The sequence below is a fragment of the Paragemmobacter amnigenus genome, assembly GCF_009908265.2.
In the GTDB taxonomy this organism is placed as follows: Bacteria; Pseudomonadota; Alphaproteobacteria; order Rhodobacterales; family Rhodobacteraceae; genus Paragemmobacter; species Paragemmobacter amnigenus.
In genome coordinates, this window is the sequence record NZ_JAAATX020000001.1 from 257431 (window position 1) to 282099 (window position 24669).

26 protein-coding genes are annotated in these 24669 nt (G+C 67.2%); 8 read left to right on the forward strand and 18 right to left on the reverse strand.

What is annotated here, in order from left to right:
- Nucleotides 1-102: 102 nt before the first annotated feature.
- Entirely contained in the window at nucleotides 103-540 is a 438-nt protein-coding gene (locus GU927_RS01315; RefSeq protein WP_161760757.1) for a methyltransferase family protein, read from the reverse strand.
- Nucleotides 541-726: 186 nt separating this feature from the next.
- On the opposite strand from GU927_RS01315, the gene kynU reads away from it, so the two are divergent.
- The 3 genes from kynU to GU927_RS01330 all read left to right on the forward strand — a co-directional run bounded on the left by kynU (nucleotide 727) and on the right by GU927_RS01330 (nucleotide 3905).
- Nucleotides 727-1923 (forward strand): kynureninase, encoded by a 1197-nt coding sequence (gene kynU / locus GU927_RS01320; RefSeq protein ID WP_161760758.1) that lies wholly within the window; start codon nucleotides 727-729, stop codon nucleotides 1921-1923.
- Between the two features lie 214 nt (nucleotides 1924-2137).
- The gene (kynA, locus tag GU927_RS01325) at nucleotides 2138-3013 is read left to right on the forward strand and encodes a tryptophan 2,3-dioxygenase (RefSeq protein ID WP_161760433.1); all 876 of its coding nucleotides are present in this window, start codon (nucleotides 2138-2140) and stop codon (nucleotides 3011-3013) included.
- Between the two features lie 151 nt (nucleotides 3014-3164).
- The gene (locus tag GU927_RS01330; protein ID WP_232489086.1) at nucleotides 3165-3905 is read left to right on the forward strand and encodes a L,D-transpeptidase; all 741 of its coding nucleotides are present in this window, start codon (nucleotides 3165-3167) and stop codon (nucleotides 3903-3905) included.
- A gap of 69 nt (nucleotides 3906-3974) precedes the next feature.
- Here GU927_RS01330 and GU927_RS01335 read toward each other — a convergent pair whose 3' ends face one another.
- Nucleotides 3975-4664 carry a D-lyxose/D-mannose family sugar isomerase gene (locus GU927_RS01335; protein WP_161760435.1) on the reverse strand — a complete coding sequence of 230 codons (690 nt, stop codon included), beginning with the start codon at nucleotides 4662-4664 and terminating at the stop codon, nucleotides 3975-3977.
- 245 nt (nucleotides 4665-4909) lie between these two features.
- Nucleotides 4910-5704, reverse strand: a complete 795-nt coding sequence (locus GU927_RS01340) for a gamma-glutamyl-gamma-aminobutyrate hydrolase family protein (RefSeq protein WP_161760436.1) — start codon at nucleotides 5702-5704, stop codon at nucleotides 4910-4912.
- 217 nt (nucleotides 5705-5921) lie between these two features.
- Between GU927_RS01340 and copM the strand changes: the two genes are divergently transcribed.
- A complete protein-coding gene (copM, locus tag GU927_RS01345; protein ID WP_161760437.1) occupies nucleotides 5922-6281 on the forward strand; it encodes a CopM family metallochaperone in 360 nt (119 codons plus the stop codon).
- 8 nt (nucleotides 6282-6289) lie between these two features.
- Here copM and GU927_RS01350 read toward each other — a convergent pair whose 3' ends face one another.
- Entirely contained in the window at nucleotides 6290-7498 is a 1209-nt protein-coding gene (locus GU927_RS01350; protein WP_161760438.1) for a pyridoxal-phosphate-dependent aminotransferase family protein, read from the reverse strand.
- Nucleotides 7499-7784: 286 nt separating this feature from the next.
- Here GU927_RS01350 and GU927_RS01355 point away from each other — a divergent pair, with 286 nt between their 5' ends.
- Nucleotides 7785-9452 (forward strand): ABC transporter ATP-binding protein, encoded by a 1668-nt coding sequence (locus GU927_RS01355; protein WP_161760759.1) that lies wholly within the window; start codon nucleotides 7785-7787, stop codon nucleotides 9450-9452.
- A 30-nt stretch (nucleotides 9453-9482) separates the two neighbouring features.
- Complete coding sequence (gene ygfZ / locus GU927_RS01360; protein WP_161760440.1) at nucleotides 9483-10259, forward strand: CAF17-like 4Fe-4S cluster assembly/insertion protein YgfZ; 777 nt, start codon at nucleotides 9483-9485, stop codon at nucleotides 10257-10259.
- A 61-nt stretch (nucleotides 10260-10320) separates the two neighbouring features.
- Here the strand turns inward: ygfZ and GU927_RS01365 are convergent, their stop codons facing one another.
- Nucleotides 10321-10914 carry a hypothetical protein gene (locus tag GU927_RS01365; protein WP_161760442.1) on the reverse strand — a complete coding sequence of 198 codons (594 nt, stop codon included), beginning with the start codon at nucleotides 10912-10914 and terminating at the stop codon, nucleotides 10321-10323.
- A gap of 126 nt (nucleotides 10915-11040) precedes the next feature.
- Nucleotides 11041-11604 carry an elongation factor P gene (efp, locus tag GU927_RS01370; RefSeq protein ID WP_161760444.1) on the reverse strand — a complete coding sequence of 188 codons (564 nt, stop codon included), beginning with the start codon at nucleotides 11602-11604 and terminating at the stop codon, nucleotides 11041-11043.
- Between the two features lie 225 nt (nucleotides 11605-11829).
- Here efp and GU927_RS01375 point away from each other — a divergent pair, with 225 nt between their 5' ends.
- Nucleotides 11830-12156, forward strand: coding sequence for a DUF6280 family protein (locus GU927_RS01375; protein ID WP_161760445.1), 327 nt, complete (start codon nucleotides 11830-11832; stop codon nucleotides 12154-12156).
- An 89-nt stretch (nucleotides 12157-12245) separates the two neighbouring features.
- On the opposite strand, the gene GU927_RS01380 is transcribed toward GU927_RS01375, so the two are convergent.
- The 3 genes from GU927_RS01380 to GU927_RS01390 all read right to left on the reverse strand — a co-directional run bounded on the left by GU927_RS01380 (nucleotide 12246) and on the right by GU927_RS01390 (nucleotide 15359).
- Nucleotides 12246-13133: a hypothetical protein gene (locus GU927_RS01380; RefSeq protein WP_161760447.1), complete on the reverse strand. Its 888-nt coding sequence runs from the start codon at nucleotides 13131-13133 to the stop codon at nucleotides 12246-12248.
- A gap of 124 nt (nucleotides 13134-13257) precedes the next feature.
- The gene (locus GU927_RS01385; protein WP_161760449.1) at nucleotides 13258-14619 is read right to left on the reverse strand and encodes a TolC family outer membrane protein; all 1362 of its coding nucleotides are present in this window, start codon (nucleotides 14617-14619) and stop codon (nucleotides 13258-13260) included.
- Nucleotides 14620-14705: 86 nt separating this feature from the next.
- The gene (locus GU927_RS01390) at nucleotides 14706-15359 is read right to left on the reverse strand and encodes a protein-L-isoaspartate O-methyltransferase family protein (RefSeq protein WP_161760451.1); all 654 of its coding nucleotides are present in this window, start codon (nucleotides 15357-15359) and stop codon (nucleotides 14706-14708) included.
- Nucleotides 15360-15544: 185 nt separating this feature from the next.
- On the opposite strand from GU927_RS01390, the gene GU927_RS01395 reads away from it, so the two are divergent.
- Complete coding sequence (locus tag GU927_RS01395) at nucleotides 15545-16390, forward strand: fumarylacetoacetate hydrolase family protein (protein WP_161760453.1); 846 nt, start codon at nucleotides 15545-15547, stop codon at nucleotides 16388-16390.
- Nucleotides 16391-16535: 145 nt separating this feature from the next.
- On the opposite strand, the gene dxs is transcribed toward GU927_RS01395, so the two are convergent.
- From dxs to bchY, 9 genes are all read right to left on the reverse strand, one after another.
- Nucleotides 16536-18461, reverse strand: coding sequence for a 1-deoxy-D-xylulose-5-phosphate synthase (gene dxs / locus GU927_RS01400; protein ID WP_161760454.1), 1926 nt, complete (start codon nucleotides 18459-18461; stop codon nucleotides 16536-16538).
- 155 nt (nucleotides 18462-18616) lie between these two features.
- Nucleotides 18617-18841, reverse strand: a complete 225-nt coding sequence (gene pufX, locus GU927_RS01405) for an RC-LH1 core complex protein PufX (protein WP_161760456.1) — start codon at nucleotides 18839-18841, stop codon at nucleotides 18617-18619.
- Between the two features lie 10 nt (nucleotides 18842-18851).
- The gene (gene pufM / locus GU927_RS01410) at nucleotides 18852-19775 is read right to left on the reverse strand and encodes a photosynthetic reaction center subunit M (RefSeq protein ID WP_161760457.1); all 924 of its coding nucleotides are present in this window, start codon (nucleotides 19773-19775) and stop codon (nucleotides 18852-18854) included.
- A complete protein-coding gene (gene pufL, locus GU927_RS01415; protein WP_161760459.1) occupies nucleotides 19768-20616 on the reverse strand; it encodes a photosynthetic reaction center subunit L in 849 nt (282 codons plus the stop codon). The genes pufM and pufL overlap by 8 nt, the downstream gene beginning before the upstream one ends.
- Nucleotides 20617-20737: 121 nt before the next feature.
- On the reverse strand, nucleotides 20738-20917 hold the full coding sequence (gene pufA / locus GU927_RS01420; RefSeq protein WP_161760461.1) for a light-harvesting antenna LH1, alpha subunit: 180 nt from the start codon (nucleotides 20915-20917) through the stop codon (nucleotides 20738-20740).
- A gap of 13 nt (nucleotides 20918-20930) precedes the next feature.
- Complete coding sequence (pufB, locus tag GU927_RS01425) at nucleotides 20931-21080, reverse strand: light-harvesting antenna LH1, beta subunit (protein WP_031338610.1); 150 nt, start codon at nucleotides 21078-21080, stop codon at nucleotides 20931-20933.
- A 160-nt stretch (nucleotides 21081-21240) separates the two neighbouring features.
- Nucleotides 21241-21462, reverse strand: a complete 222-nt coding sequence (gene pufQ / locus GU927_RS01430; protein ID WP_161760463.1) for a cytochrome PufQ — start codon at nucleotides 21460-21462, stop codon at nucleotides 21241-21243.
- Nucleotides 21459-22937: a chlorophyllide a reductase subunit Z gene (gene bchZ, locus GU927_RS01435; RefSeq protein WP_161760465.1), complete on the reverse strand. Its 1479-nt coding sequence runs from the start codon at nucleotides 22935-22937 to the stop codon at nucleotides 21459-21461. Before bchZ ends, pufQ begins: the two co-directional genes overlap by 4 nt.
- A gap of 142 nt (nucleotides 22938-23079) precedes the next feature.
- On the reverse strand, nucleotides 23080-24645 hold the full coding sequence (bchY, locus tag GU927_RS01440; protein ID WP_161760467.1) for a chlorophyllide a reductase subunit Y: 1566 nt from the start codon (nucleotides 24643-24645) through the stop codon (nucleotides 23080-23082).
- Nucleotides 24646-24669 lie beyond the last annotated feature (24 nt).

Sequence of the window (24669 nt, forward strand, 5' to 3'; positions counted from 1 at the left end):
GCAGCATAACGTCAACTCTTCGTGCGGACTTATCACCGCGCAAGATTATTTCAAAGGTCCAGCGAAAATTTTTCCGAACCTTTCGATTTTTCACCGTCATCGTCACAGCCAGCGCCGCGTCCGCGCGGCAAAGGCATCGAATTCCGCGCCAAAGGCGGCGCGCAGGCGGGCTTCCTCGGCGCGGATGAACCGTTCGCGCAGAAGGATCAGGAAGACGGGCAGCAGGGGCAGCGCCAGCGGCACGTCCAGCCACAGGATCGCCGCCAGAAGGAAACCGGCATCGGCCAGATAGATCGGATTGCGCGACAGGCCGAACACGCCCTGCGTCACCAGCACCTGCGGCGCGCGGTGCGGGATCACGGTGGTGCGCGCCCGCGCCATGGCCGCGACCGCCCCCGCCACCAGCGCGAGCCCCGCTGCGACCAGAACCGCGGCCAGCACATCGCCCGCCCGCCCGAACAGGGGCAGCGGCAGCGCTTGGCCGATGCCCCAGACCGCCGCCACGAAGGCGGCCAGCCAGAGCGGCGGCAGATCGATCATCTTCGGCACGTCGCAGGTCCCCGTGCGCCCCTCCCCAAGGGCGATGTCGCCTTTTCTGTCCCCACGCGCGGAATGACAAGGGCCGATCGTCCGTTTTCGACCCATTCTCTGCCGAATCCGCCCTGCGCCCCCGTTGTGCCTGCGCGCCGGACGCGGCAAGGATGGGGGCGCATGAAGGAGACGCCGATGCCCACCGATTTCGACACCACCAAGGCGCAGTTCGTCCTGCCCGAGGGGATCATCTACCTTGACGGCAATTCGCTGGGTCCCCTGCCCAAGGCGGCGGCCGCGCGGGTGGCGCGGACGGTCGAGGCGGAATGGGGCCAGATGCTGATCACCGGCTGGAACAAGGCCGGATGGATGGACCAGCCCGCGCGGATCGGGGACCGGATCGGGCGGCTGATCGGGGCGGAACCCGGCACGGTGGTGATGGGCGACACGCTGTCGATCAAGGTCTATCAGGCGTTGGCCTCGGCACTGGAGATGAACCCGACGCGCCGCGTGATCCTGTCGGATACGGGGAATTTCCCGTCCGACCTTTACATGGCCGACGGGTTGGTGCGGACGCTGGGCAATGGCTACAGCCTGCGGACGGTGGCACCGGAGGATGTGCTGGACGCAATCGACGACACGGTCGCCGTCACCATGATCACCGAGGTGGACTATCGCACCGGCCGCCGCCACGACATGGGCGCGATCACGGCCAAGGCCCATGCGATGGGCGCGCTGTCGGTCTGGGATCTGGCCCATTCGGCGGGGGCGCTGCCTGTGGACCTTGCCGGTGTCGGCGCCGATTTCGCGGTGGGCTGCACCTACAAATACCTGAACTCAGGCCCCGGCGGCCCCGCCTTCATCTATGTCGCCCCGCGCCATGCCGATGCCGCGCGCCCCGCGCTTTCGGGCTGGCTGGGGCACGAGGCCCCCTTTGCCTTCGACCTTGACTACCGCCCCGGGCGGGGGATCGAACGGATGCGCGTGGGCACCCCGCCCGTGCTGCAACTCGCAGCACTCGAGGCGGCGATGGACATCTGGGACGGGGTCGACATGGCCGACCTGCGCGCCCGCTCGCTTGCCCTGACCGACCGCTTCATCGCGGGGGTCGAAGGGGCCTGCCCCGACCTGACCCTTGCCACCCCGCGCGACCATGCGCGGCGCGGCTCGCAGGTCAGCTTCCGCCACCCCGAGGGCTATGCCATCATGCAGGCGCTGATCGCCGCAGGCGTGATCGGCGACTTCCGCGCCCCCGACATCCTGCGCTTCGGCTTCACCCCGCTCTATATCGGATTTGACGAGGTCGACCGTGCGGTGGACATCCTCGCACGCATCATGGCGACGGGCGCGTGGGACCGGCCCGAGTTCAAAACCCGCGCGAAGGTCACCTGACAATGCCCCGAATTTTCTGCGAAAATTCCGCCCACAGGCCCTACCGTCGCGACGGTCGGGTCGGGGCGGGATCCTTCGCGGAAAGATCATCCCTCCCCCCGCTCTGCCGTCCGGCTGGCTGGGTCGCGCTCTGGCGGCGGATGGGGCAGCTTTCGGTACTCGATGCAAAGGATACCGCCTTTCCCTGACCTGAAACCCACAGAGGAAAAGCGACATGACCGATACCAGACCCAAAGGCTGCCCGATGCACGCGGCACCCACCCCCTATGACCCCGCCACCGACGGCGCGCAGATGTCCTTCGACGGGCGCATGTCCTATGGCGACTACTTGTCCATCGACACCATCCTGACCGCCCAGCACTGCCGCACCGATGCCCATGACGAGATGCTGTTCATCATCCAGCACCAGACGTCGGAACTCTGGATGCGCCTTGCCCTGCACGAGATCGACGCGGCGCGCAGCATGATCGCCGCCGACCGCGCGCGCGAGGCGTTCAAGATGCTGGCCCGCGTGTCGCGCATCTTCGAACAGCTCAATTCCGCATGGGACGTGCTGCGCACCATGACACCTTCGGACTATTCGCGCTTCCGCGACGGGCTGGGGCAGTCCTCGGGCTTCCAGTCGTGGCAATACCGGCTGATCGAATATGCGGTGGGCAACCGCAACGCGGCCATGCTGAAACCCCATGCCCACCGTCCCGACATCCTGTCGAAGTTGCAGGCCGAACTGGCGCGGCCCTCGCTCTATGACGCGGCCCTTGCCCATGTGGCCCGCCTTGGCCTGCCGGTGCCGCAGGCGGTCCTGACGCGGGACGTGTCGCAGGCATGGGTGGCCGATGACGGGGTGCGGGCCATGTGGGAAGGCGTCTACCGCGCCCCCGAAACCCATTGGCAGGCCTATGAACTGGCCGAGAAGCTGGTGGATTTCGAGGATTACTTCCGCCGCTGGCGGTTCAACCACGTCACCACGGTCGAACGCGTGATCGGGTTCAAGCGCGGCACGGGCGGCACCTCGGGTGTGTCCTATCTGCGACGGATGCTGGAGGTTCAGCTGTTTCCCGAACTCTGGCAGGTGCGCACGACGCTTTGAATCTTTGACGGCACGGCAGGCAAAGGCTAGCGTTAAGACATCGATGCCCTTTTGCCTGCCACCGGCAGGAAACCCGACGGATAGACCCTTTATGCGCGCCCTCTTCAGACTTCTGCTTGCCGGCTGCTGTGCCGCCCTGCTCTCTGCCTGTATGCCCGACCCCAAGATGGTCGAGGCGGGTCTCGCAAAGGCCCCCCCGCCGCAAGAGGTGGACGGGGCCTATCTGGCGACCAAGGACGCCAATATCGACATCCCCGCCTTGCCGGTGGAGGAGATCCCCGCCCAGTTCCGCCGCCAGTCGGTCTATTTCCCGACCGAAGAGGTGCCGGGCACCATCATCATCAACCCGTCCGAGCGGGTGCTGCATTACGTGACCGGCAAGAACCAGGCGATCCGCTATGGCATCTCGGTCGGTCGCGCGGGCTTTGAATGGTCGGGAACCGCCATCGTGTCGGAAAAGAAACCCTGGCCCACCTGGACCCCGCCGCCCGAGATGATCGCCCGCGACCCGAAACTGGCGAAGTGGAAGGACGGCCAGCCGGGCGGCCCGACCAACCCGCTGGGCGCGCGCGCGATCTATCTGACGACGAACGGGGTGGATTACGGCTACCGCATCCACGGCACGCCGGAATGGCGCTCGATCGGGCGCAATGCCTCGTCCGGCTGCATCCGGATGATCAATCAGGATGTGATCGACCTCTATTCCCGGATCAAGGGCGGCGAGAAGGTCGTGGTGCTGACGCGTGACGGCCAGTATCCGACCCGTCTGGTCCTGCCACCGCCCCCGCCGAAGCCCAAGGTGGAACCCGTGGTGGCCCCCGAGCCGGTGATGCCGCCCCTGCCGGAGCTGCCGCCGCTCGACCCCGAGCTGGTCGCGCCGAAACCGGTCTGACGCGGGACGCCATGAAGAAAGGGGCGCGCGGCCATCCACCGCGCGCCCCTTTGTCTTGGCAAGCCGCCCTCAGGCCAGCCAGCGGTCGTAATCGCTGACCAGCAGATGGGTCGGCGCGACATCCTCGTCGATCTCCGAGAAACGGCCGATCTTCCTGGACACGAAGACATTGTCGGTCACGTCGTCATTGACCGTCGACACCTCGCCGATCAGCACATCGCCGCCCTCGCCCCAGAAGGCATGCCAGTCGCCCGGCAGCAGGGTCACGCTTTCGCCCGGTGCCAGCAGGATCACCTCGCCGCCCTTGAACGCGCGCGCCACGCCGTCGCAATAGACCACGCCGCCTGCCGTTTCCGAAAAGCTGCCATCGGGGTTCGACCCGTTCAGACGCACGGCCAGCTTGGCCCCGCCGCGGTTGATGATGTCCTCGGCCTTGACCACATGGGTATGGCAGGGCGAATGCTGGTCCTTGCGCGAGATCAGCAGCTTTTCGGCATAGCACATGCCCCCGCCCCGCTGCAGGTCCGCCAGCCGCCCGTTGCGCAGGGTAAAGAGGAACAGCCCCAGCTCGTCAAAGGCCCCCTGCCCGTAATCGGTGATGTCCCAGCCCATGCGCGCGGTGATGATGTTGCCCGCCTGCGCCCGCCGCGCGCGGAACTCGTCGGGCGACCAATAGGCGAAGGGGGGCAGGACGAAACCGTAGTGGCGGATCATGTCATCCGCCGCCGCCATGATGTCGTTGATGCGCGAGCGTTTCATCCGTTCCTCCCGACCTGAAACCGTTTTCATGACCCTAGCCCGCCCCCCGCGCGCGGGCAAGCCGCGCCGCACCGGACCCTGACGCCACAGGGGGGCCGTCTGCCCCCCAAGGCGCGTGCCGCGCCTTTCCCCCCGAGGATATTTCGGGACGGAAAATGCCCGCCCGCATTTTCTGTCCACAAATATCCTCGGGGGGTGAGGCCGCAGGCCGAGGGGGGGCGAGCCCCCCCCTGTCGCGGGTGCCCTCAGGCGCGGCGGGCGAGCGGGGTCGCGCCGTTGCGGTGGGCGGCATAGTCCGCCACCGCCGCGCCGAAGGCGGTGAAGAGAGGGCGCGAGACGGGATCGCCCGCCGCGTTCCATTCGGGGTGCCACTGCACCGACAGGGTGAAGCCCGGCGCGTCCTTGACATAGATCGCCTCGGGCGTGCCGTCGGGGGCCTCGCCGTCGATCACCACGCGGGGGGCGGGGCGGGCGATGCCCTGACCGTGCAGCGTGTTGGTCATCACCTCCTCTGCGCCCATCAGGCGGTGGAAGACGCCCCCTTTGGCGAAGCGGACGGGGTGGCGCAGGGCGAATTTCTCCTCGATCGTGCCGTCGGGGGGCATGCGGTGGTTCATCCGCCCCGGCAGATCGCGGATTTCCGGATGCAGCGTGCCGCCCAGCGCCACGTTCACCTCCTGGAACCCGCGGCAGATGCCGAGGAAGGGCTGCCCGCGATCGACGCAGGCGCGGATCAGCGGCAGGGTGATGGCGTCGCGGCAGCGGTCGAAGCAGCCATGGGCGGGGGTCTCCTCCTCGCCATATTCGGACGGGTGGACATTGGGGCGACCGCCCGTCAGCAGGAAGCCGTCGCAGAGGTCCAGCAGTTCGTCCACCGTCACGAAGCGCGGGTCCGACGGGATGATCAGCGGCAGGCAGCCCGCCACGCCGGCCACCGCTTCGGAATTCATGGTGCCTCCGGCATGGACGGGGTATTCCTGATTGATCAGGTTCATGTTGCCGATGATGCCGACGACCGGTCGGCGGGCAGTCCGTGTCATGTCAGGGTCACCCGTGATTTGCCCGCAGGATACGCAACATTCTTGCGCCGTCAAAGGGGCCTGCGGCCTGCGCCCTGTGCATCACCGCAGGCTGCGGGTGCGGATGGTGCATTTTCTGCCGCCATTGCCGCTTTTTCACGCCGAGGTGATTTGCCTTCCCTCTGCGGGAAGGTCGCAATTGTTACCAGAACGGGAATCCCGCAACCGGAGAGACATCATGAAAGCCGCCATCCTTGCCGCCGCCATCTGCCTTGTGGCCCCCCTGTCCGCCACGGCGCAGGAGGCCGACGCCCATTCCGGCCATGCAATGCATGGCGACGAAAGCCCCGCGACCATGGCCTTCATGGAGGCCAACGCAAGGATGCATGGCGGAATGAACATCGAATTCACCGGCGATGCCGATGTGGATTTCGTGCGCGGCATGATCGCCCACCATCAGGGCGCGATCGACATGGCCCGCATCGTGCTGGAGCATGGCGACGACGCCGAGGTGAAGAAGCTGGCCGAAGAGATCATCGCCGCGCAGGAGGGCGAGATCGCATGGATGACCGAATGGCTTGAGAAGAACGGGGGCTGATCCGCCCCCTACCCCGCCGCGCGGCCCACCACGGCCGCCGCGGCGGCCAGCCCGCCTGCGCCGAAGGGGATGTCCAGCGCGACCATCCCCGCCTCCATCACCGCCAGCGCGCCAAGGGTCATGTGGGCATTCACATGGCCCATATGCGCCACGCGCAGGAAGCCGTGATAGGCGGGGTCCGTATCGGCGGCCATGCCAAGGCCGATGCCCAGCGTGACGCCGCCCTTGTGTTCGGTCCATTCCCGCAGGCGCGTCGCATGGGGCGCGCCGAAGCGCGCCGCCGTCACCGACCGGCCGCGATGGGCAGGGTCCGCCACGTTCAGCCCGATCGCCGGATTGCCCGCAGCCCAGCAGTCGAAGGCCGCCCAGACCGCGCGCGCCAGCGCATCATGCCGTGCCCAGACCCGCTCCATCCCCTCTTCCTCGAGCAGCATGGTCAGGCTTTCGCGCAGACCGAAGAGGTGGTGGGTGGGCGCGGTCCCGTCCCAGTATTGCCAGAAGGCCGTGGCATCCGCGCGGGGCGTCCAGTCCCAGTAGGGCGTCCGCAGGTCCGCATCGCGGCAGCGCGCGCGGGCCTTTTCGGAAAACCAGACAAAGCCGACACCGGGGGGCACCATCAGCCCCTTCTGGCTGGCCGCGACCATCACGTCGACGCCCCAGTCATCCATCCGGAACTCGTCACAGCCCAGCGACGCGATGCAGTCCACCGCCAGCAGCGCGGGATGGCCCGCCGCATCCATCACCGCGCGCAGGCGGGGGATGTCGGTGCGGATGGTGCTGGCCGTGTCGACATGGGTCGTCAGCACCGCCTTGTAGCGATGCGCCCTGTCAGCGCGCAGCGCGGCCTCGACACGGTCGAAATCAACGGGCGAGGATTTGCCGAAATCCAGCACCTCGACCTCGACCCCCAGCGCGCGGACGGAGTCGGCCCATGACAGGCCAAAGCGGCCCGTGGCAAGGACCAGCGCGCGGTCGCCGCGCGAAAACAGGTTCATGTTCGCCGCTTCCCAGACGCCATGGCCGTTGGCGATATACATCGCCACATTCTGCGTGGTCCCCGCCACCCGCCGCAGGTCGGGCCAGAGCGTTTCGACCATCTCGACCAGCGCGCCCTCGTAGATATTGGGCGCGGCGCGGTGCATGGCGGCCAGCACGCGGTCGGGCATCACCGAAGGGCCGGGAATGGCAAGGTATTGACGGCCGTTCGCAAGGGTCATGGATGCCTCCGCAGATCAGACCCCAATGGCTATGCAAGCGGCGGGGGAAGGTCAACCGCGACCCGCGCGGCTTGCCCGTCCTGCCCTTTCGCGCTAACCAGCAGGCAGAGGTCCGCCCGACGGACCGCAGCCCGGACCGCAGCAAAGGCCGTTCCCACCCGTGACCGACCCGCAGGCCACAGCCCCCCATCCCATCGACACGACCGGCGACGGCGATCCGCGCTATGCCTCGCGGCCGCTGTTCCGCAGGCTGTGGGGCCGCTATCTGCGCCCGCATCTGTGGCTGATGGCGGTCACCTTCGTGGTGATGTCGGTCGAGGGGTCCACCCTCGGCCTGCTGTCCTGGATGATCGAGCCGCTCTTCGACCGTGTCTTCGCGCCGGGGGGATCGTCGGCGCTGGTCTGGGTGGGGCTGGCGATCTTCGGGCTTTTCGTGCTGCGGGCGGCGACGACGGTGATCTCGCGCTCGCTCTTGACGCTGGTGTCGGTCCGCATCGCCTCGGCCATGCAGGTGGACATGCTGGCCCATATCCTGCGGCAGGATGGCGGCTTCTTCCAGCGCCACCCGCCCGGCGCGCTGATGGACCGCGTGCAGGGCGATACCGGCGCGGTGCAGGGCATCTGGCATACGGTGGTGGTGGGCGCGGGGCGCGATCTGGTGGCGCTGGTGGGCCTTTTCGCCGTGGCGATCGGGATCGACTGGCGCTGGACGCTGGCAGCCCTTGTCGGCGCGCCGCTGCTGATCGTGCCGGCGCTGGTGCTGCAACGCTATCTGCGGCGCAAGTCGGCGCAGATGCGCGATGCCGCCGCCGACCGGTCGACCCGTCTGGACGAGATCTTCCACGGCATCAACGCCATCAAGCTGAACCGGCAAGAGGCCTATCAGACCGGCCGCTTCGTCACCGTCGTCAACCACCTGAACCGCGTCTACCGCAAGGCCGTCGTGGCCGCCCAGACCATGCCCGCCATGATCGACATCGTCACCGGCGCGGGCTTCTTCGCCGTCCTCATGCTGGGCGGGCGCGAGGTCGCGGCGGGCGAGCGCACAGTGGGCGAGTTCATGTCCTTCTTCACCGCCATGACGCTGACCTTCCAGCCAATCCGGCGGCTGGGCGAGTTGGCGGGCACATGGCAGATCGCGGCGGCCAGCCTTGAACGCATCTTCCGCCTGCTGGACACCGACACGGCCGAGCCCCGCCCCGATCCGGGCGCCGCGCTGCCGCCGGGCGTGCCGGGGATCGACTTTGCCGATGTCCACTTCTCCTATCCCGGTGTTCCGGTCCTGAACGGGCTGAGCTTTTCGGCCCCTGCGGGCAAGATGACGGCCATCGTCGGCCCCTCGGGCGCGGGGAAGTCGACGGTGTTCCACCTGCTCACCGCATTGGCCGAACCGGATGCGGGCACGATCCGTGTGGGCGGGCAGGACGTGCGGGGGCTGTCCCTGCCGGCGCAAAGGTCGCTCTTCGCCACCGTGGCGCAGGATACGGCGCTGTTCGACGAATCCCTGCGCGAGAATGTGCTGATGGGGCGCGCCGACATCCCTGCGGACCGTCTGCCTGCGGTGATCCGCGCCGCCCATCTGGAGGATGTGGTGGCAGCCCTTCCTGCGGGCCTCGACAGCCCCGCAGGTCCGCGCGGATCGGCCCTGTCGGGCGGGCAGCGCCAGCGCGTCGCCATTGCCCGCGCGCTGGTGGCCGATGCGCCCGTGCTCCTGTTGGACGAGGCGACCTCGGCGCTCGACGCGCAGTCCGAGGCGGTGGTGGCCACCGCTCTGGCCGATCTGGCGCGGGGGCGCACGACGCTGGTGATCGCGCATCGCCTGTCCACCGTGCGCGAGGCGGACCTTATCATCGTGATGGACAGGGGCCGCGTGGTGGAACAGGGCACGCATGACGAATTGCTGGGCAAGGGCGGGCTTTACGCGGGCCTGCACGCATTGCAGTTCAAGGACTGACGCCTATCTTCACGGCGGAAGGAGACAGCGATGCAGGGCGAGGCGGCACAGGACCGGCGGGTGGTGGCGGTCGAGGGGGCGGATGGCCTGACCTTTCTTCAGGGGATGGTCACGAATGACGTCCTGTCGCTGGGCAAGGGGCCGGGGCTGGTCTGGGCGGCGCTGCTGACGCCGCAGGGCAAGTATCTGGCCGATTTCCTGATCGCGCGGCTGGCGGATGGCACGCTGCTGCTGGACCTGCCCGAAGGGCTGGCCGATGCCACGCTGCGGCGGCTGTCCATGTACCGCCTGCGCGCCGATGTGCGGCTGGTCCCGTCGCCCCTGCAGGTGCAGCGCGGGCTGGGTGATGCGCCTGCGGGTGCCCTGCCCGATCCGCGCCACCCCGCGCTTGGCTGGCGGGCCTACACGGAAAGCGCGGGCAGCGCCCCCGCCATCGACTGGGACGCCATCCGCGTGGCCCATGTCATCCCCGAGGCGGGGCGCGAGCTTGTGGTCGACGACAGCTACATCCTCGAGGCGGGGTTCGAACGGCTGCATGGCGTCGATTTCCGCAAGGGCTGCTATGTCGGGCAGGAGGTCACCGCCCGCATGAAACACAAGACAGAGCTGAAAAAGGGCCTCGTCCGCGTCCGCATCGCGGGTGACGCGCCCTTCGGGGCGGACATCACGGCGCAGGATGGCAAGGTGGCGGGCACGCTCTTCACCCGCGCGGGCGACCGCGCCATCGCCCATCTGCGGCTGGACCGTGCCACGGGGACGATGCAGGCCGGCGCGGCGCAGGTCTGGCTGGACGACACCACCGGCTGAGCGGTCATGGAACGGGCCCGCCCCGGCAGGGCGGGCCCGGTGCCGCTTGGTGACGCCTGCGTCAGGGCGTGGTCGTGCCCGCGTTGATCTCGGTCTGCACGAATTGCGCCACGGCCTGCGAGGAGGTGGTGGCAGAACAGACCGGCGTCAGGACGGTCGCCCCGCCCGATGCGGCAACACCGCTGTCGCCAGTGGCGCCGTCGCCCGTTTCGCCCGCGGCATCGCCGTCAGAGGCGGTACCGCCTGCCGCAGCGCCCGCGCCGTCACCCGTGGCGCTGCCGTCGCCATCGCCCGCGCCGTCACCCGTGCCACCTGCCGTTTCGCCCGCCGTTTCGTCCGTCGTCGCGGCATCGTCGCCTGTCGTGGCCGTACCCGCCCCCGCGCCATCACCGCCGGTCGAGGTCGAGCTATCGCCCCCCGTCCCGCCCGCGCCAGCGGCAAGGGTACTGGCCTCGACGCCACACGCCTCGGCTGCCACACCGATGGGCAGGTTCACAACCGTGGGCACGGTCGCCGCATCGATGCCCAGTTCCGTCGCGATATCGGCCTGGATCGCGGTCAGGTCCACGGCCACGCGCCCCGCCGCTTCCTGTGCAAGCGCCGCGCCTCCGATGCCGCAGGTCATGGCCGCCGCGGCAAGCATCTTCCTGTTCATGACGATCTCCTTCAGGGTTTGCCACCCGCCGCTCTGGGGCGGGCCGTGGTCAATCCGCAGAAGGCAAGGGCGTTCCCGCCCGGTATCGCGGGTGGCGATGTCCCGCCACCCTGCCCCGTCCCGCGCTCAGGCGCGTTCGGAATATTCCATCAGTTCGGTATGGATCCACACATCCTCGTCCGGCCCGATGAAGGGCGGGATCATGATGCGCACACCATTGTCGAGGATCGCGGGCTTGAAGCTGTTGGCGGCCGTCTGGCCCCTGACCACCGGTTCCGTCTCGGCGATGCGGCACTTCACCTTTTGCGGCAGGGTCACGGCCAGCGCCTCGTCGCCATAGTAACGGATCGTCGCGGTCATGCCGTCCTGCAGGAAGGGGCGGCGGTCGCCCAGCAGCTCGGCATCCAGCTCGATCTGTTCATAGGTCTCGCTGTCCATGAAGACCAGCCGCCCGTCGGTTTCATAAAGGAACTGCTGGTCCTTGTTCTCCAGCCGGACCTCCTCGACCTTGTCCTCGGACCGGAAGCGTTCGTTCAGCTTGCGCCCGTCGCGGAGGTTCTTCAGCTCCACCTGCGCGAAGGCCCCGCCCTTGCCGGGCTTCACATGGTTGGCCTTGACCGCGGCCCAGAGACCCCCGTCATGTTCCAGCACCATGCCGGGTTTGATTTCATTTCCGTTGATCTTGGGCATGGTCAAAAACCGTCCAGAATAAGGCGCAAAAGGTTGAAGATCGGTAACCGCCGCCTATATCCCGTGGGCTGCACCGTGGCAAGCCGACGATATATTGTACCGATACAGGAAAGTTATGCACACGACGCATGGCAGTCCTGTTAAAAGGGCAATACCGAATCGTGACCAAATGGTCATATTCGCCGGACGCCAGAAAAGACAATAGAAGAACAGGAAAACGACGAGATGGCCGATTTCGTTGATGGCACCGCCTTTAATTACGAGCAGGGCCAGCGGGCGCGCAAGCTTTTCGCTGCCGTGGTGCTCGCCGCGCTCGATGATGCGATCGCGGATGACAAGAAATACGGCAACGGGCCGGAGCAGATCGCCCGCTGGGCGCGGTCGCGCGACGGGCGCGAGGTGCTGTCCTGCGCCGGCATCGACCCGAACGAGCGGGTGGTGAAGGGGCTGATGGACTTCGTCGCCAAGGGCGTGCGGACCTCGGTCGCGCTGTCGCGCGAGGAATCCGAGCGTCGCCACGCGCTGGAAGCAGATCAGGCCGAAGCCGCCTGACAGGCGCCCGTCAGGGCCTCAAAAACGATAACGCGCCCTTGCGGGGCGCGTTTTGTTTTGGCCGGATGGCGGGGAACGGCTTGGCCCGCCTATTCGAAATCCCGCACCGCCAGCGCACGGGCGATTTCCGACCGGACAAGTTTTCGCACATTCCGCGTGATCCGCTCGCCCAACGCGCCCTGCAATTCCTCGCGGATGATGTCGCGCACCAGATCGCGCAGCATCTCCTCGTCGAAGGCGCGGTCGTCGTGATCGGCGGCGTCAAAGCGGGCAAAGACCGATTCCTCGACTGCGACAGCCTCGGCCTCCAGCTCGCGCCGGATCTCGGCCTCGGCGGCATCGGCCCAGCCCTGCCCCGTCAACGGCGGCTCGACCACGTCCGCCACCGTTTCGGCAGGCTCTTGCATATCGGGCATGGCCTCCTCTGCGCCGTCGGCATCATGGACTGGGCTTTCGACCGCCCAGTCACCTGCCGCACCATCCTCGTCATGCGCTTCGGGCGGGGCGATCACCTCGGGGTCGCCGGGGACGGCCCAGACCTCTGCCTCCTCCGCCGACGCCTCCTGTGCCACCCCCTCGGGCGTGGCGGGAGGGGTCGACGCAGCGGCGCCGAATTCGAACCAGTCATGCCGGCCCGACGCGCCGGGCGCGATCTCGGGATCCGCCTCGCCCTCGTCCAGCCCGCGCGCAACCTCGCCCATCACGGCATCCACCCGCCCCGCCCCGCGGCGGACCGACTGGAACGCTGCGGGTGCCTCTGGCGTCTCGCCTTGGGTGGCGGGGGTCGCAGCCCCTTCCGGCTCGGGCGCGATCCGCAACGCGGGCGTCAGGATCAGCTTGTCGGCCGCCGGAGCAGCCTCTGCCGCAGGAACAGCCGCCGCTGCCGTCTTTGCCCCCGGGCGCAGATCGTCCGAGACAAGGCGGCGGATGGAGGACAGGACATCCTCGATCTCGACGGAACTCAACCGCTCTGACATTTCGGGGCGGACCTCTCGGATTGCGTCTGGACCCTATCTATCGCCCACAACCGTGGCGATATCAAGGAAATGGAAACGGGCGCTGCCGCAACAGCGCCCGCCTGTGTCGCCGGAAAAACAGCCGTCAGTCGCCGATCTTGTCGAGGATGCGCTGCAATTTCTTGCCCTGCGGGCTGGTGATCGGCGCGGTCTTGACCGCGTTGTAGTAAAGCGCGGGGTCATAGGTCGGCACGCCAAGGTTCAGATGCTCTACCGACAGCAGACCCATCGCCGACAGCAGGCTGTAGACGCCGATATAGCGCTGCGCCTCGGCCTGAAGCTTGGTCGCCCGCGCGTCGAGCAGTTCCTGTTCCGCGTTCAGCACGTCAAGCGTGGTGCGCGCGCCCAGCGTCGCCTCTTCCCGCACGCCGTCAAAGGCGGTCTGCGCGGCCTGCACCTGCAGCGTGCCCGCCTGGATCGAGGCACCCGCCACTTCCAGCGCGGCCCAGGCATTGCCGACAGTCTCGCCCACGGTGATGGTGGTCTGCAGCAGACCCGCCTGCGCGGCCTCTTTCTGCGCCAGCGCCGCACGATGGGCCGAAGACAGCGCGCCCCCCGCATAAAGCGTCTGGTTGAACGACAGCGAGGCCGTGTCGCGGCGCGCGTCGTTGCCGATATCCTCGGTGATGCCGCCTTCGAAGGTGACGGTCGGGCGCATCGCGGCCTTGGTGGCCTCAACCCCCAGCTCCGAGATCGTCACCTGCCGCTGGGCGGCAAGGATGTCGGGATGGGTCCGCAGCGCGATCATCCGCGCCTCTTCCATGCTGCGCGCGGTCTTGGGCAGCGGCGGCAGGCCCGCCAGATTGCCCGGATAGTCGCCGACCACGGCCTTGTAACGCTCGCGCGCGACCTTGAAATCCCCCTCGGCCGCCGCCAGACCCGACCGCGCCGCCGCAAGACGGGCCTCGGCGATGGCGACATCGGTGCGCGTCACCTCGCCCACATCGAACCGGTCCTGCGCGGCCTTCAACTCCTGCCCGATCAGACGGACGTTGGACTGGCGCAGCGACACGATCTCGGCCTGAAGCCGCACGTCGACATAGGCGCTGACCGCAGAAAGCAGCACCTGCGCCTCGAGATCCTTCAGCGCCTCGCGCGTGGCCAGCACGGTTTCCTTGGCGATCTCGACCCCCAGCCGGTTGCGGCCGAAATCCAGCAGCGTCCATTGCAGCGCCAGCGTCATGGTCTTTTGCAGGCCATCCGTCGCACGGTCGGGGTTGGTGTCGGTGTTCTGCGCCTGCGCCACGAAGTTGATCACCGGCCGCAGCCGCGCCACCGCCTGCGCCACATCCTCGTCCGCCGCGCGCAAGAGCGCCTCGTTCTGGTCAAGGAGCTTGGAATTCTTGTAGGCCGAGGCCAGCGCATCCGCCAGTGTCTCTGCCTGTGCCGCCGGGGCCGAAAAGCCCAGAACCGACACCGCGACTGCCGTCAAGAAAGCGCGCATCATACCCTGCCTATCCTGTCGCAGACGGTCATTGCCGCCCGTTCCCTGTCACTGGTCCGGCGCGGTTTGTCCGCACCGGGACGAAATCCTTACAGACGGAAACCCTGCACCACCGAAAAACCGGGCAGCACTGGGGCTGCCGCGTTGAAGACCTGCCGCCACGAGACGGCACCGTCGATCTTGTAGCCCACGCGCACTACACCCAGCGCGCCCTCCATGAAGACCGCGCCGATGCGCCCGCCTTCCTTGAGCTGGTCCAGCAGCGCCTGCGGCACGACCTCCACCCCGCCCTGGATGGTGATTACGTCGAAGGGCGCGTGTTTCGCATCCCCCTCGGCCAGCTTGCCCACCACCACGGCGGCATTGTCCACGCCCTCTGCCGACAGGGTGCGCTGCGCCTCGGCGGCCAGCGCCTCGTCCTCTTCGAGCGCGACGACCGCATCGGCCAGGCGCGCGATCACCGCCGTCGAATAGCCAAAGCCGCAGCCCAGATCGAGCACCAGTTCCGTCGGCTGCACATCCAGCGCATCCAGAAGTTTGGCCAGCGTCCGCGGCTCAAGCACCACGCGGCCGGGCGCGATCTCGATATTCTCGCCGACATAGGCCGCCTCGCGCTTGGACGAGGGCACGAAGGCCTCGCGCGGGACGGACAGCATGGCCTCGATGATCGGGAACTTGGTCACGTCCGAGGGACGGACCTGCGTATCCACCATCATCACCCGCCGGGTCGGGAAGTCGATCATCTTCTGAACTCTTCGGTGTGGTCTTCATCAAGGGTCTGTCTGCCACATCTGCCAAGGGGGGGCAACGGGCCAAAGGTCCGAAACGGCGTGTGCATCGCGCCTTGTCGTCGCAGCGCAACGCTCCTCGGGGCTTGCAAAACCGGCCCCGAAGGGCTTGTCTCTGCGGGCTGCAAAGGGAGGACCGCATGAAACTGTTGCGCGTAGGGGAACCGGGGGCCGAGGTTCCGGCGATTGTCGATGGCACGGGCAAGATCCGCAGCCTTGCGGGCATCGTCCCCGATATCGCGGGCGCGACGCTCTCGCCCGAGGGTCTGGCGAAACTGCGCGCGGTCGACCCCGCCACGCTGCCCGAAATTCCGGCAGAGACCCGCATCGGCCCCTGCGTCGGCACTGTGGGCAAGTTCATCTGCATCGGCCTGAACTATGCCGACCACGCCGCGGAATCGAATCTTCCCGTCCCGCCCGAGCCTGTGATCTTCCTCAAGGCCAATTCGGCAATCATCGGGCCGAATGACGATGTCCTCATCCCGCGCGGGTCGAAAAAGACCGACTGGGAGGTGGAGCTGGGCGTGGTGATCGGCAAGAAGGCCAGCTACGTAACCGAGGCCGAAGCGATGGACCACGTCGCGGGCTATTGCGTGATCAACGACGTGTCCGAACGCGAATTCCAGATCGAACGCGCGGGCACATGGGACAAGGGCAAGGGCTGCGACACCTTCGGCCCCATCGGCCCGTGGCTGGTCACGGCGGACGAGGTGCCGGACCCGCAAAACCTGTCCATGTGGCTGGAGGTGGACGGCCACCGCTATCAGGACGGCTCCACCCGCACGATGGTCTATGGCGTGCGCCATCTGGTCCATTACGTCAGCCAGTTCATGACGCTGCATCCGGGCGACGTGATCTCGACCGGCACGCCGCCGGGCGTCGGGATGGGCCAGAAACCCGCGCCGGTCTATCTGAAAGGCGGCGAGGTGATGCGTCTGGGGATCGAAGGTCTGGGCGAACAGCGCCAGCGCGTCGGCCACGCCTGACAGGGGCGAAGGATTTTCTGGCGAAAATCCTTCGTCACGATCCCTCTCGCGAAGGATCGGGGCCATCCCGCCCCGATCCGCCGCAACACCCCGATTTTTCGCCAGAAAAATCGCCCGCAAAATTCTTCGCAGAAGAATTTTGCCCTCAGACCACCCGCAGGCCCGGCTTGGCCACCACGCGCCCCAGCGCCTGCCGCACCGTCGCCGCGATGTCCTTCGCCGTCAGCCCCGCCCATTCATACATCTGCGCCGGGCTGCCCTGATCGATGAACCGGTCGGGCAGCGTCATGGTGCGGATCGCGCGGCCCCTCTCCAGCCCGCCCGAATTCGCCAGATGGTGCAGCACCAGCGCGCCGAAGCCCCCCGTCGCCCCCGTCTCCAGCGTGACCAGCGCGGGGTGATGCTCCACCAGCCGGTCCACCAGCGCGCAATCCAAGGGCTTCGCGAACCGCGCATCGGCCACCGTCACCGAAATCCCCTCGGCCTCCAGCAACTCCGCCGCCGCCAGCGCCTCGGCAAGATGCGCGCCATAGGACAGGATCGCGGCCCCCGTCCCCTCGCGCAGGACGCGGCCCTTGCCGATCTCCAGCGGCACGCCGCGCGTGGGCAGGTCCACCCCCATCCCCTCGCCCCGCGGATAGCGGAAGGCGATGGGGCCTTCGTCATGGGCAATCGCGGTCGCGACCATATGGACCAGATCCGCCTCGTCCCCCGCCGCCATGACGGTGAAGCCCGGCAGGTTGGCAAGGAAGCCGATGTCGAAGGCCCCCGCATGGGTCGCGCCGTCCTGCCCCACCAGCCCCGCGCGATCGATGGCAAAGCGCACGGGCAGCCCTTGCAGCGCCACGTCATGAACGATCTGGTCATAGCCGCGTTGCAGGAAAGTCGAATAGATCGCGCAGACCGGTTTCAGCCCCGATGCCGCCATCGCCGCCGCCATGGTCACCGCATGCTGTTCCGCAATCCCCACGTCGAAGACCCGCGAGGCAAAGCGCCGCGCCATGATGTCCAGCCCCGTTCCCGACGGCATGGCGGCGGTGATCGCCACCACGCGCGGGTCGCGCGCGGCCTCGTCGGTCAGGGCATTGCCGAAGACCGACGTATAGGCCGGCGCGTTCGACTTGGCCTTGGCCTGCTCGCCCGTCAGGGGATCGAATTTCGACACGCCGTGATATTTGTCCGCGCTGCTCTCGGCGGGGGCAAAGCCCTTGCCCTTCACCGTCACGGCATGGATCAGCACCGGCCCCGTCGCCCGCGCCCGCGCCGCGCGCAGGGTGGCCAGCACCTGCCCCATGTCATGCCCGTCGATGGGGCCGACATAGGAAAAGCCCAGCTCCTCGAACAGCGTCCCGCCGCCGGGCATCCCCGTCACCAACTGCCGCGCCCGCCGCGCGCCGTCGCGCATCGGGCCGGGAAGGTGGCTCTCGAACTCCTCCGCCGCCGCCTTGAACAGCGCAAGCGGACCCTTGGCCGCGATTTCGTTGAGGTATTTCGACAGCGCCCCCACCGGCGGGGCGATGGACATGTCATTGTCGTTCAGGATCACGAACATCCGGCTGCCGGTATGGCCTGCGTGGTTCATCGCCTCGTATGCCATGCCCGCCGTGATCGCCCCGTCCCCGATCACCGCGATGGTGTCGCCCACGGGCATCCCCATCTCGCGCCCGATGGCATAGCCCAGCGCGGCCGAGATCGAGGTCGAGGAATGCGCCGCCCCGAACGGGTCATATTCGCTTTCCGACCGCTTGGTGAAACCGGAAATCCCGCCCCCCTGCCGCAGCGTGGCCATCGCCTCGCGCCGTCCGGTCAGGATCTTGTGCGGATAGCACTGGTGGCCCACATCCCAGATCAGCTTGTCGCGCGGCGTGTCGAAGACGGCATGGATCGCCACCGTCAGCTCCACCACCCCCAGCGACGATCCCAGATGCCCGCCGGTGCGCGACACGGTGTTGATCACCTCGCGCCGCAATTCGTGGGCCAGACGGGCAAGGTCGCCATCCCCCATCCCCTTCAGATCGGCAGGTCCGGCGACGCGGTCCAGAAGCGGGGTCGGGGTCATGGTGGCCTCCATATGCAAAAAAGTGCCGTGTAGGGTTGACCCACACGGCACCAGGTCCCTGTCGCCAACAGGAAGGGAACCGGGCTGTGGTTGCGCCCCGGATCCGGGCCGGCGTATGGCCCGAACGTCGCGGGACCGGGCGGGTCGAACCGCCCGGTCCGATGGTGTCAGGCGACCTGCGTCTCGGCAGGGGTCGTGATCAGGAAGGCATTGGGATCGGGCGCCTGCTTGCTTTCCTCGGGCAGCAGAAGGCCGATGCCCCAGACCGCGAAGAGGATCGCCGCGATGGACAGCAGGAAGAGTGCCGCCCAACCCGCGCCCGCCATCATCTGATAGAGGGCCCAGGACCGCAGTGCCGAACCGGGTTTCTGCTGGAGATAGTTGTCAGACATCATTCTCTCCTCAATCCAGCGGCGCGTAGCCGTGGTCCTGCGCCCAGACGTACCAGTTGTCCACGACCGTGCCGGTCAGCAGGATACCGATGCCGCCCGTCAGCGTGACCAGAACCGCGAACCACCAGGCCCAGCGGTGGATGCCTTCCATCGTGGCGTTGAAGCCCATGGTCCAGCGCCAGAAGAGGGCGGCGCGTTCCGAGGCCGTGCCACGGTCGGCGATCTGTTCCAGCTCGCGGTCCCCGCCGAAGCGCGACACCGCAAGGATGGTCGCCCCGTGCATCGCGAAGAGCAGGGCCGACCCGTAGAGGAAGACGATGCTCAGCGCGTGGAAGGGATTGTAGAACAGGTTGCCGTAGGTGAGGCTGAAGTTGTTGGTCCAGTCGAGGTGGCTGAAGATGCCGTAGGGCACCGCCTCCGACCACGACCCCATCAGGATCGGGCGGAACAGGCCAAGGACAAGGAACAGCCAGATCGCGCTGGCGAAGGCCCAGCTCACATGCTTGCCCATGCCCAGCGCCTGTGCCCGCAGATAGGTGCGGACCCACCACGCGCAGACCGACACGAGCAGGAAGAAGGACGCGATGATCCACAGCCCGCCTTCCGCGATGGGCGCGAAGCCCAGCCCGTATTCGGCCGAGGGCGGTTCCAGCGAGAACCAGAACAGGTCCCGCATGAAGACCGCCGGGTTGAAGCCGGCCTGGTACCAGAACCATGCCCCGCAGAGCATGAACCACACCGCGCCCGACATCAGCGAGATCACGCCCATCGTGCCCAGATAGACCGGCCCCAGCTGCGCGTTGCCGAACCAGCCCGCCAGCGTCGAGAAGGACGCCCCGTTGGTCCGGTTGGACAGTTCCACCCCTTCGACCATGCCCATCTCGGGCGCGGCCTGCACCTGCACTTGCGTGAAGATGTTCTGATACTCAGCCATTTACGCCTCCTGCGATGTCGGCCCACCACGGCAGCTGCAGCCACCAATCCCACCAGACAACCCACTGGTCGAACCAGATCGTGCCCGAGATGATGATGCAGACCGCACTCCAGAACCCGGCGTTCAGGGCCAGAAGCAGCCCCAGACGGTGGATGCCCAGCGTGCCGACCGAATAGCCGATCAGGTCACGGAAATAGGTATCCTCGTGATCCGGCGTCCGCATTTCCTTGCCCTTTTCGGGGTTGGCGGCGGACAGGATCAGCGCCCCGTGCAGCGACAGCGCCAGCGCGTTCGTGAAGAAGAACGACACGGCGATCATGTGGGCGGGGTTGTAGTGGAAGTTGCCGTAGGTGTAGCCGGTGTTGGACACCCAGTCGAGATGCGTCCAGATGCCATAGGGAAAGCCGTATCCCCATGCGCCCATCATCAGCGGGCGGAACACCACCAGCGTGACATAGGCAAGGATGGCGACGCCAAAGGCCGCCGGGACATGGAAACCCATCCCCAGCTTGCGGCAGATCTCCACCTCGCGCAGGGCCCAGCTGACGAAGGCGCCGATGGCGCAGATCGTGATCAGCTGCCAAAGGCCCCCCTGCATCAGGGGCGCGAACCCGAGGCCCATTTCCACGGGCGGCGGGTCGATCGAAATGAGCCACGGGTTCCAGACCCCTTCCATGGCCGTGCCATAGAAGATCAGGATCGTGCCGAGCGCCGCGAAGAAGAATGTCGTGACGCCGAAGAAGCCGACGTAGAACGGTCCGACCCAGAAGTCGAACAGGTTCCCGCCGATGAGCGTGCCCCCCGGCACGCGATATTTCCGTTCGAAGCTGAGCAGTGCCATGCTTCCCTCTCCGCTTTTGTTGCGACCGGCGGTTGGTCTTGTGCCGTCGGATTTGCCCGTTCGGGTCGCCGCGGGCGGAAGGGCAAGCCCTCCGCCCGCAGCCAGTGCCTTTACGGCAACGTCACTCGGTCACGGCCGCCGGAGCGGCGCCACCGGCGGCGGCAGCGGTCTGGAACCAGTTGATGCCGTTGCTCAGAACCACCAGGTGGATCATCGCAGCGAGCAGGAACAGGAAGACGCCCTGCGCGACGAAGACGCGACGGGGATCGAAGATGAGCCAGATCTTGTAGAACTTGGACATGTTTTGATCCTCCTCAGAACCACGGGCGCCAGATGTACGTGGCGATATGCGCGACGACAGCGATGGCCACGAAGAGCCAGAGCCCGCTCATATACACCGAGTGCAGTTCCTGCGCCTGCTCGTCGGTCAGACCTGTGAAGCTCAGGTCGGTTTTATCAGCCATACTATCCTCCGGATGGGCAGACTGACGCCGCAATCCCTGCGGCCAGGTTCACGGTCAGGCGGAATGCCTTTCCGAGTTTCCACCACCCCGCGCTGGTCTGCGGGAGGGCGAAGCGGTGACGGGTCGGGCGCAACCCGGAGAAGTCGTCTCTTCCGGCCTGTCAGGGCCGGAAGATGTTCGGCGTGATCGACCCCGCCTCGCGCCAGGCGCGGGCAAGCGGTCCATGCACGGGAAGTCGGCGCTCCATCACCGTCTGGAGGATCCAGGCGGCAAGGGCGAAGGGGATCGCCACAAGGAAGATCAGCGCGAAGTAGACGTAGAACTCGGCGCGCGGCGCGCGGTGGGCGTGATGCCCGCTTCCGCCTGCGGTATGATCGCTCATGCAGTCCCTCCTTGTGTTGTCTTGGGTGGCGCGCCCCGCAGGGCTTCCACCGTTTCCTTGACCACCCGCTCCGCGCCCTGGTCGAGCGCGGCCTTCTCCGCCGCGTCACGCAGGGTGCGCGCGGCAGAGATGCGGGTCAGCACCGGATGTTCGGAAACGATCCGGTCCAGTTCGGCCTGTGCATCGGCATCCCAGGGGAAGTCGCGGCGCAGGGTCGTGGGGGTTGCCGCCGCCGAGTCCATCTCGGACCCCAGCGGCAGGATGTGGAACAGCGCCTCGAACAGGCCGTTGCAGACCTCCTGCAGCATCCACACGCATCCGGCATAGCCCATGAAGGGCGTGCCGGTATGGCGGCGGATGGCGGCACCGGGAAAGCTTGCCGCGATGAAATGCGGCTGCGGGCCATGTCCGGCCTTCAGCTCGGCCAGATACATCTTTTCGTTGATCGACCCCATCACCACCAGCGGACGATGCTGGCGGATCAGCGCGCGCACCTGTTCGTTGTTGGTCTTGGCCCCCGCCTGCCGCGCGACGGCAAAGGCGCAGGGCAGGCCCAGATCGGTTTCCAGATAGGCGCGGATGCCACGCGCATAGGTTTCATTCGCCACGATGGCGAAATTCGCCGTGCCGAAGAAATCCTGCGTCACCGACCGCCACAGGTCCCAGACGGGCTTCAGCGTCGAATGCTTTTCCTGCGCGATGAAGGGCTCGGGGTCCAGCCCCAGCAGATCGCCCAGCTTGCGCAGGAATTTCGTCGTGCTGTCCAGCCCGATGGGCGCCTGCAGATAGGGCTTGCCCAGAACCTCGGCCAGCCCGCGCCCGAATTCGCGATACATGACGATGTTGACGTCAGCATTCACCAGATTGCGCATCTCGGCCAGATGCGCGCCCAGCGGCATGACCATGTTGACCTCGGCCCCGATCCCTTCGACCAGACGGCGGATCTCGTGCAGGTCCGACGCCATGTTGAAGGTGCCGTACATCGGGCCAAGGATGTTCACGCGCGGCCTGTCGCCCGCTTCACGCTTCTTCTCGACGGGCATCCGCCCCTTGGTCATGCCGAATTCGGTGAAGATCCATGTCATCGCGCGGTCCGCGCATTGCCATTGGTCCTCGTCGATGGTGCGGGGCAGAAAGCGCTGGATGTTCGTGCCCATCGGCGTGACGCCGCCGCCGATCATCTCGGCAATGGATCCCGTCACGACCACCGCGGGCAGCGCAGGGTCAAGCGTCTTCCACGCCCGCTTCATCGCGCCTTCGGTGCCGTCGCGACCAAGTTCTTCCTCGCCCAGACCCGTCACCACGATGGGCAATTCATGCGGCGGCAGCGCGTCGGTGTAATGCAGGACGGAAGTCACCGGCAGGTTCTCGCAGCCCACGGGGCCGTCGATCACCACCTGCAACCCCTTGACGGCGCAGAAGGCATAGACCGCCCCCCAATATCCGCCCGCGCGATCATGGTCCTGGATCAGCATCCCAGACCCTCCCCGCGCGCAGGATTTTTCTGCGAAAAATCCTGTCCCCGAATGTTCTGCGAACATTCGCCATCCCGGGCCACCCGATCCTTCGCAGAAGGATCGCTCCCAAGAATTTTCGCCGAAAATTCTTGCCCCCGGATCATATCATCGCCTCCGCCGCAGCGGCCTTGGCGGCCTTTTCCAACTTCTTCTGATGCGCCGCCCGGAAATCCGGCCGCAGGTTCGGCGCGCCTTCCCAGATGCCCGCCGTATCGCCGGTGCCGACGCCTTCGAAAAACTCCTTCATCCCGTCCATGCGCGCCTTGTTCGCCATGGCGGCATTGACCACCTGCGCCAAGGACCCCGCCCCAGCCGGCCCCATCAGGGGCCGCGCCGAAATCAGGTTCGTGAAGTAAAGTGCCGGAATGGCCAGTTCCTTGGCCTTCTGCACCACCGGGGTCGTCCCGATGGCAAGGTCAGGCCGGAACGCCTCTATCGCGGCGCAGTCATCCTCGAGGCTCGCGCGATACTTCACCGCCACGCCCTTGGACTCGAGCCAGTCGCGATCCGCCTCGGACCATTCGTTCTTCGCGCAGGCCGTGCCCACATAGGCCAGATCCGCCCCGCTCTCGACCAAGAGCCGCGCGACCAGCAGTTCGGACCCTTCATAGCCCGACAGCGTGATCCGCCCCTTGACCGGATTCGCGGCCAGCGCGCCACGGATCGCGCCGCCAAAAGCGTTCTGCGCCGCCGCGACCTGCGCGGGGTTCACGCCATAAGCCTCGCCCATCGCCGCCAGCCAGGCCATCGTCCCGTCATATCCGACCGGCGCCGATCCCACGACCTTGCGCCCCGCTGCCTGAAACTCGCGGATCGCCGCCGTGTAGAAGGGATGGATCGCCGCCACCACACCGCAATCGAGCGCGGCATAAAGCTCGCGCCATTCGCGGCACGGCACCACCGGCCCCGCGGCCAGCCCCATCGGCGCCAGCATCGCACCGATCATCATCGGATCCGCCGGGAACATCTCTCCCAGCAGCGCGACCGTCGGACGATCCGACCGCCCGCGTTCCGGCGCGGCCACAGGCCCCGCCTCGATCTCGCGCCGGGCATAGTTCAGCATGGCACCGGCCAGCACGTCCTTGGCCTCGGCATGGGTCGGCACGCCGAAGCCCGGCACGTCGATCCCCACGATACGCACACCGTTGATCTCGTTCGGCAACAACTTCAGCGGCACGCCCGACGCGGTCGGAACGCAAAGGTTCGTCACCACCACCGCGTCATAACGCTCGGGGTCGGCCAGTTCATGCACCGCATCGCGGATGTCCTCGAACAGCTTGCCCGTCACCAGCGTCTCGGAATTGAACGGCACATAGCCCACCGACCGCCGCGCCCCGTAGAAATGGCTGACAAAGGTCAGGCCATAGACACAGCAGGCCGATCCCGACAGCACCGTCGCCACCCGCCGCATCCGCAAACCCACGCGCAGCGACCCGAAAGCCGGGCACATGCTCTGCGGCTTGTCATGCGGACCTTGCGGGTAATCGGCGGCGTAACGGTCCAGCACCTCGGAATTCCCCGCCGCCCGCGCCGCAGCCTCCATCTCGGCAGCACCTGCATGGCACCCCATGCCATCCGCCACGACCGCCGCCGCACCCGCTTCGGGGCGCAGCCCCTCGGTCACGGGCGTTTCGGCGGTCTGGTCATAGCGGATCTCGCCAGCCATCACTTGGTCCCCTTCCGGGCCAGC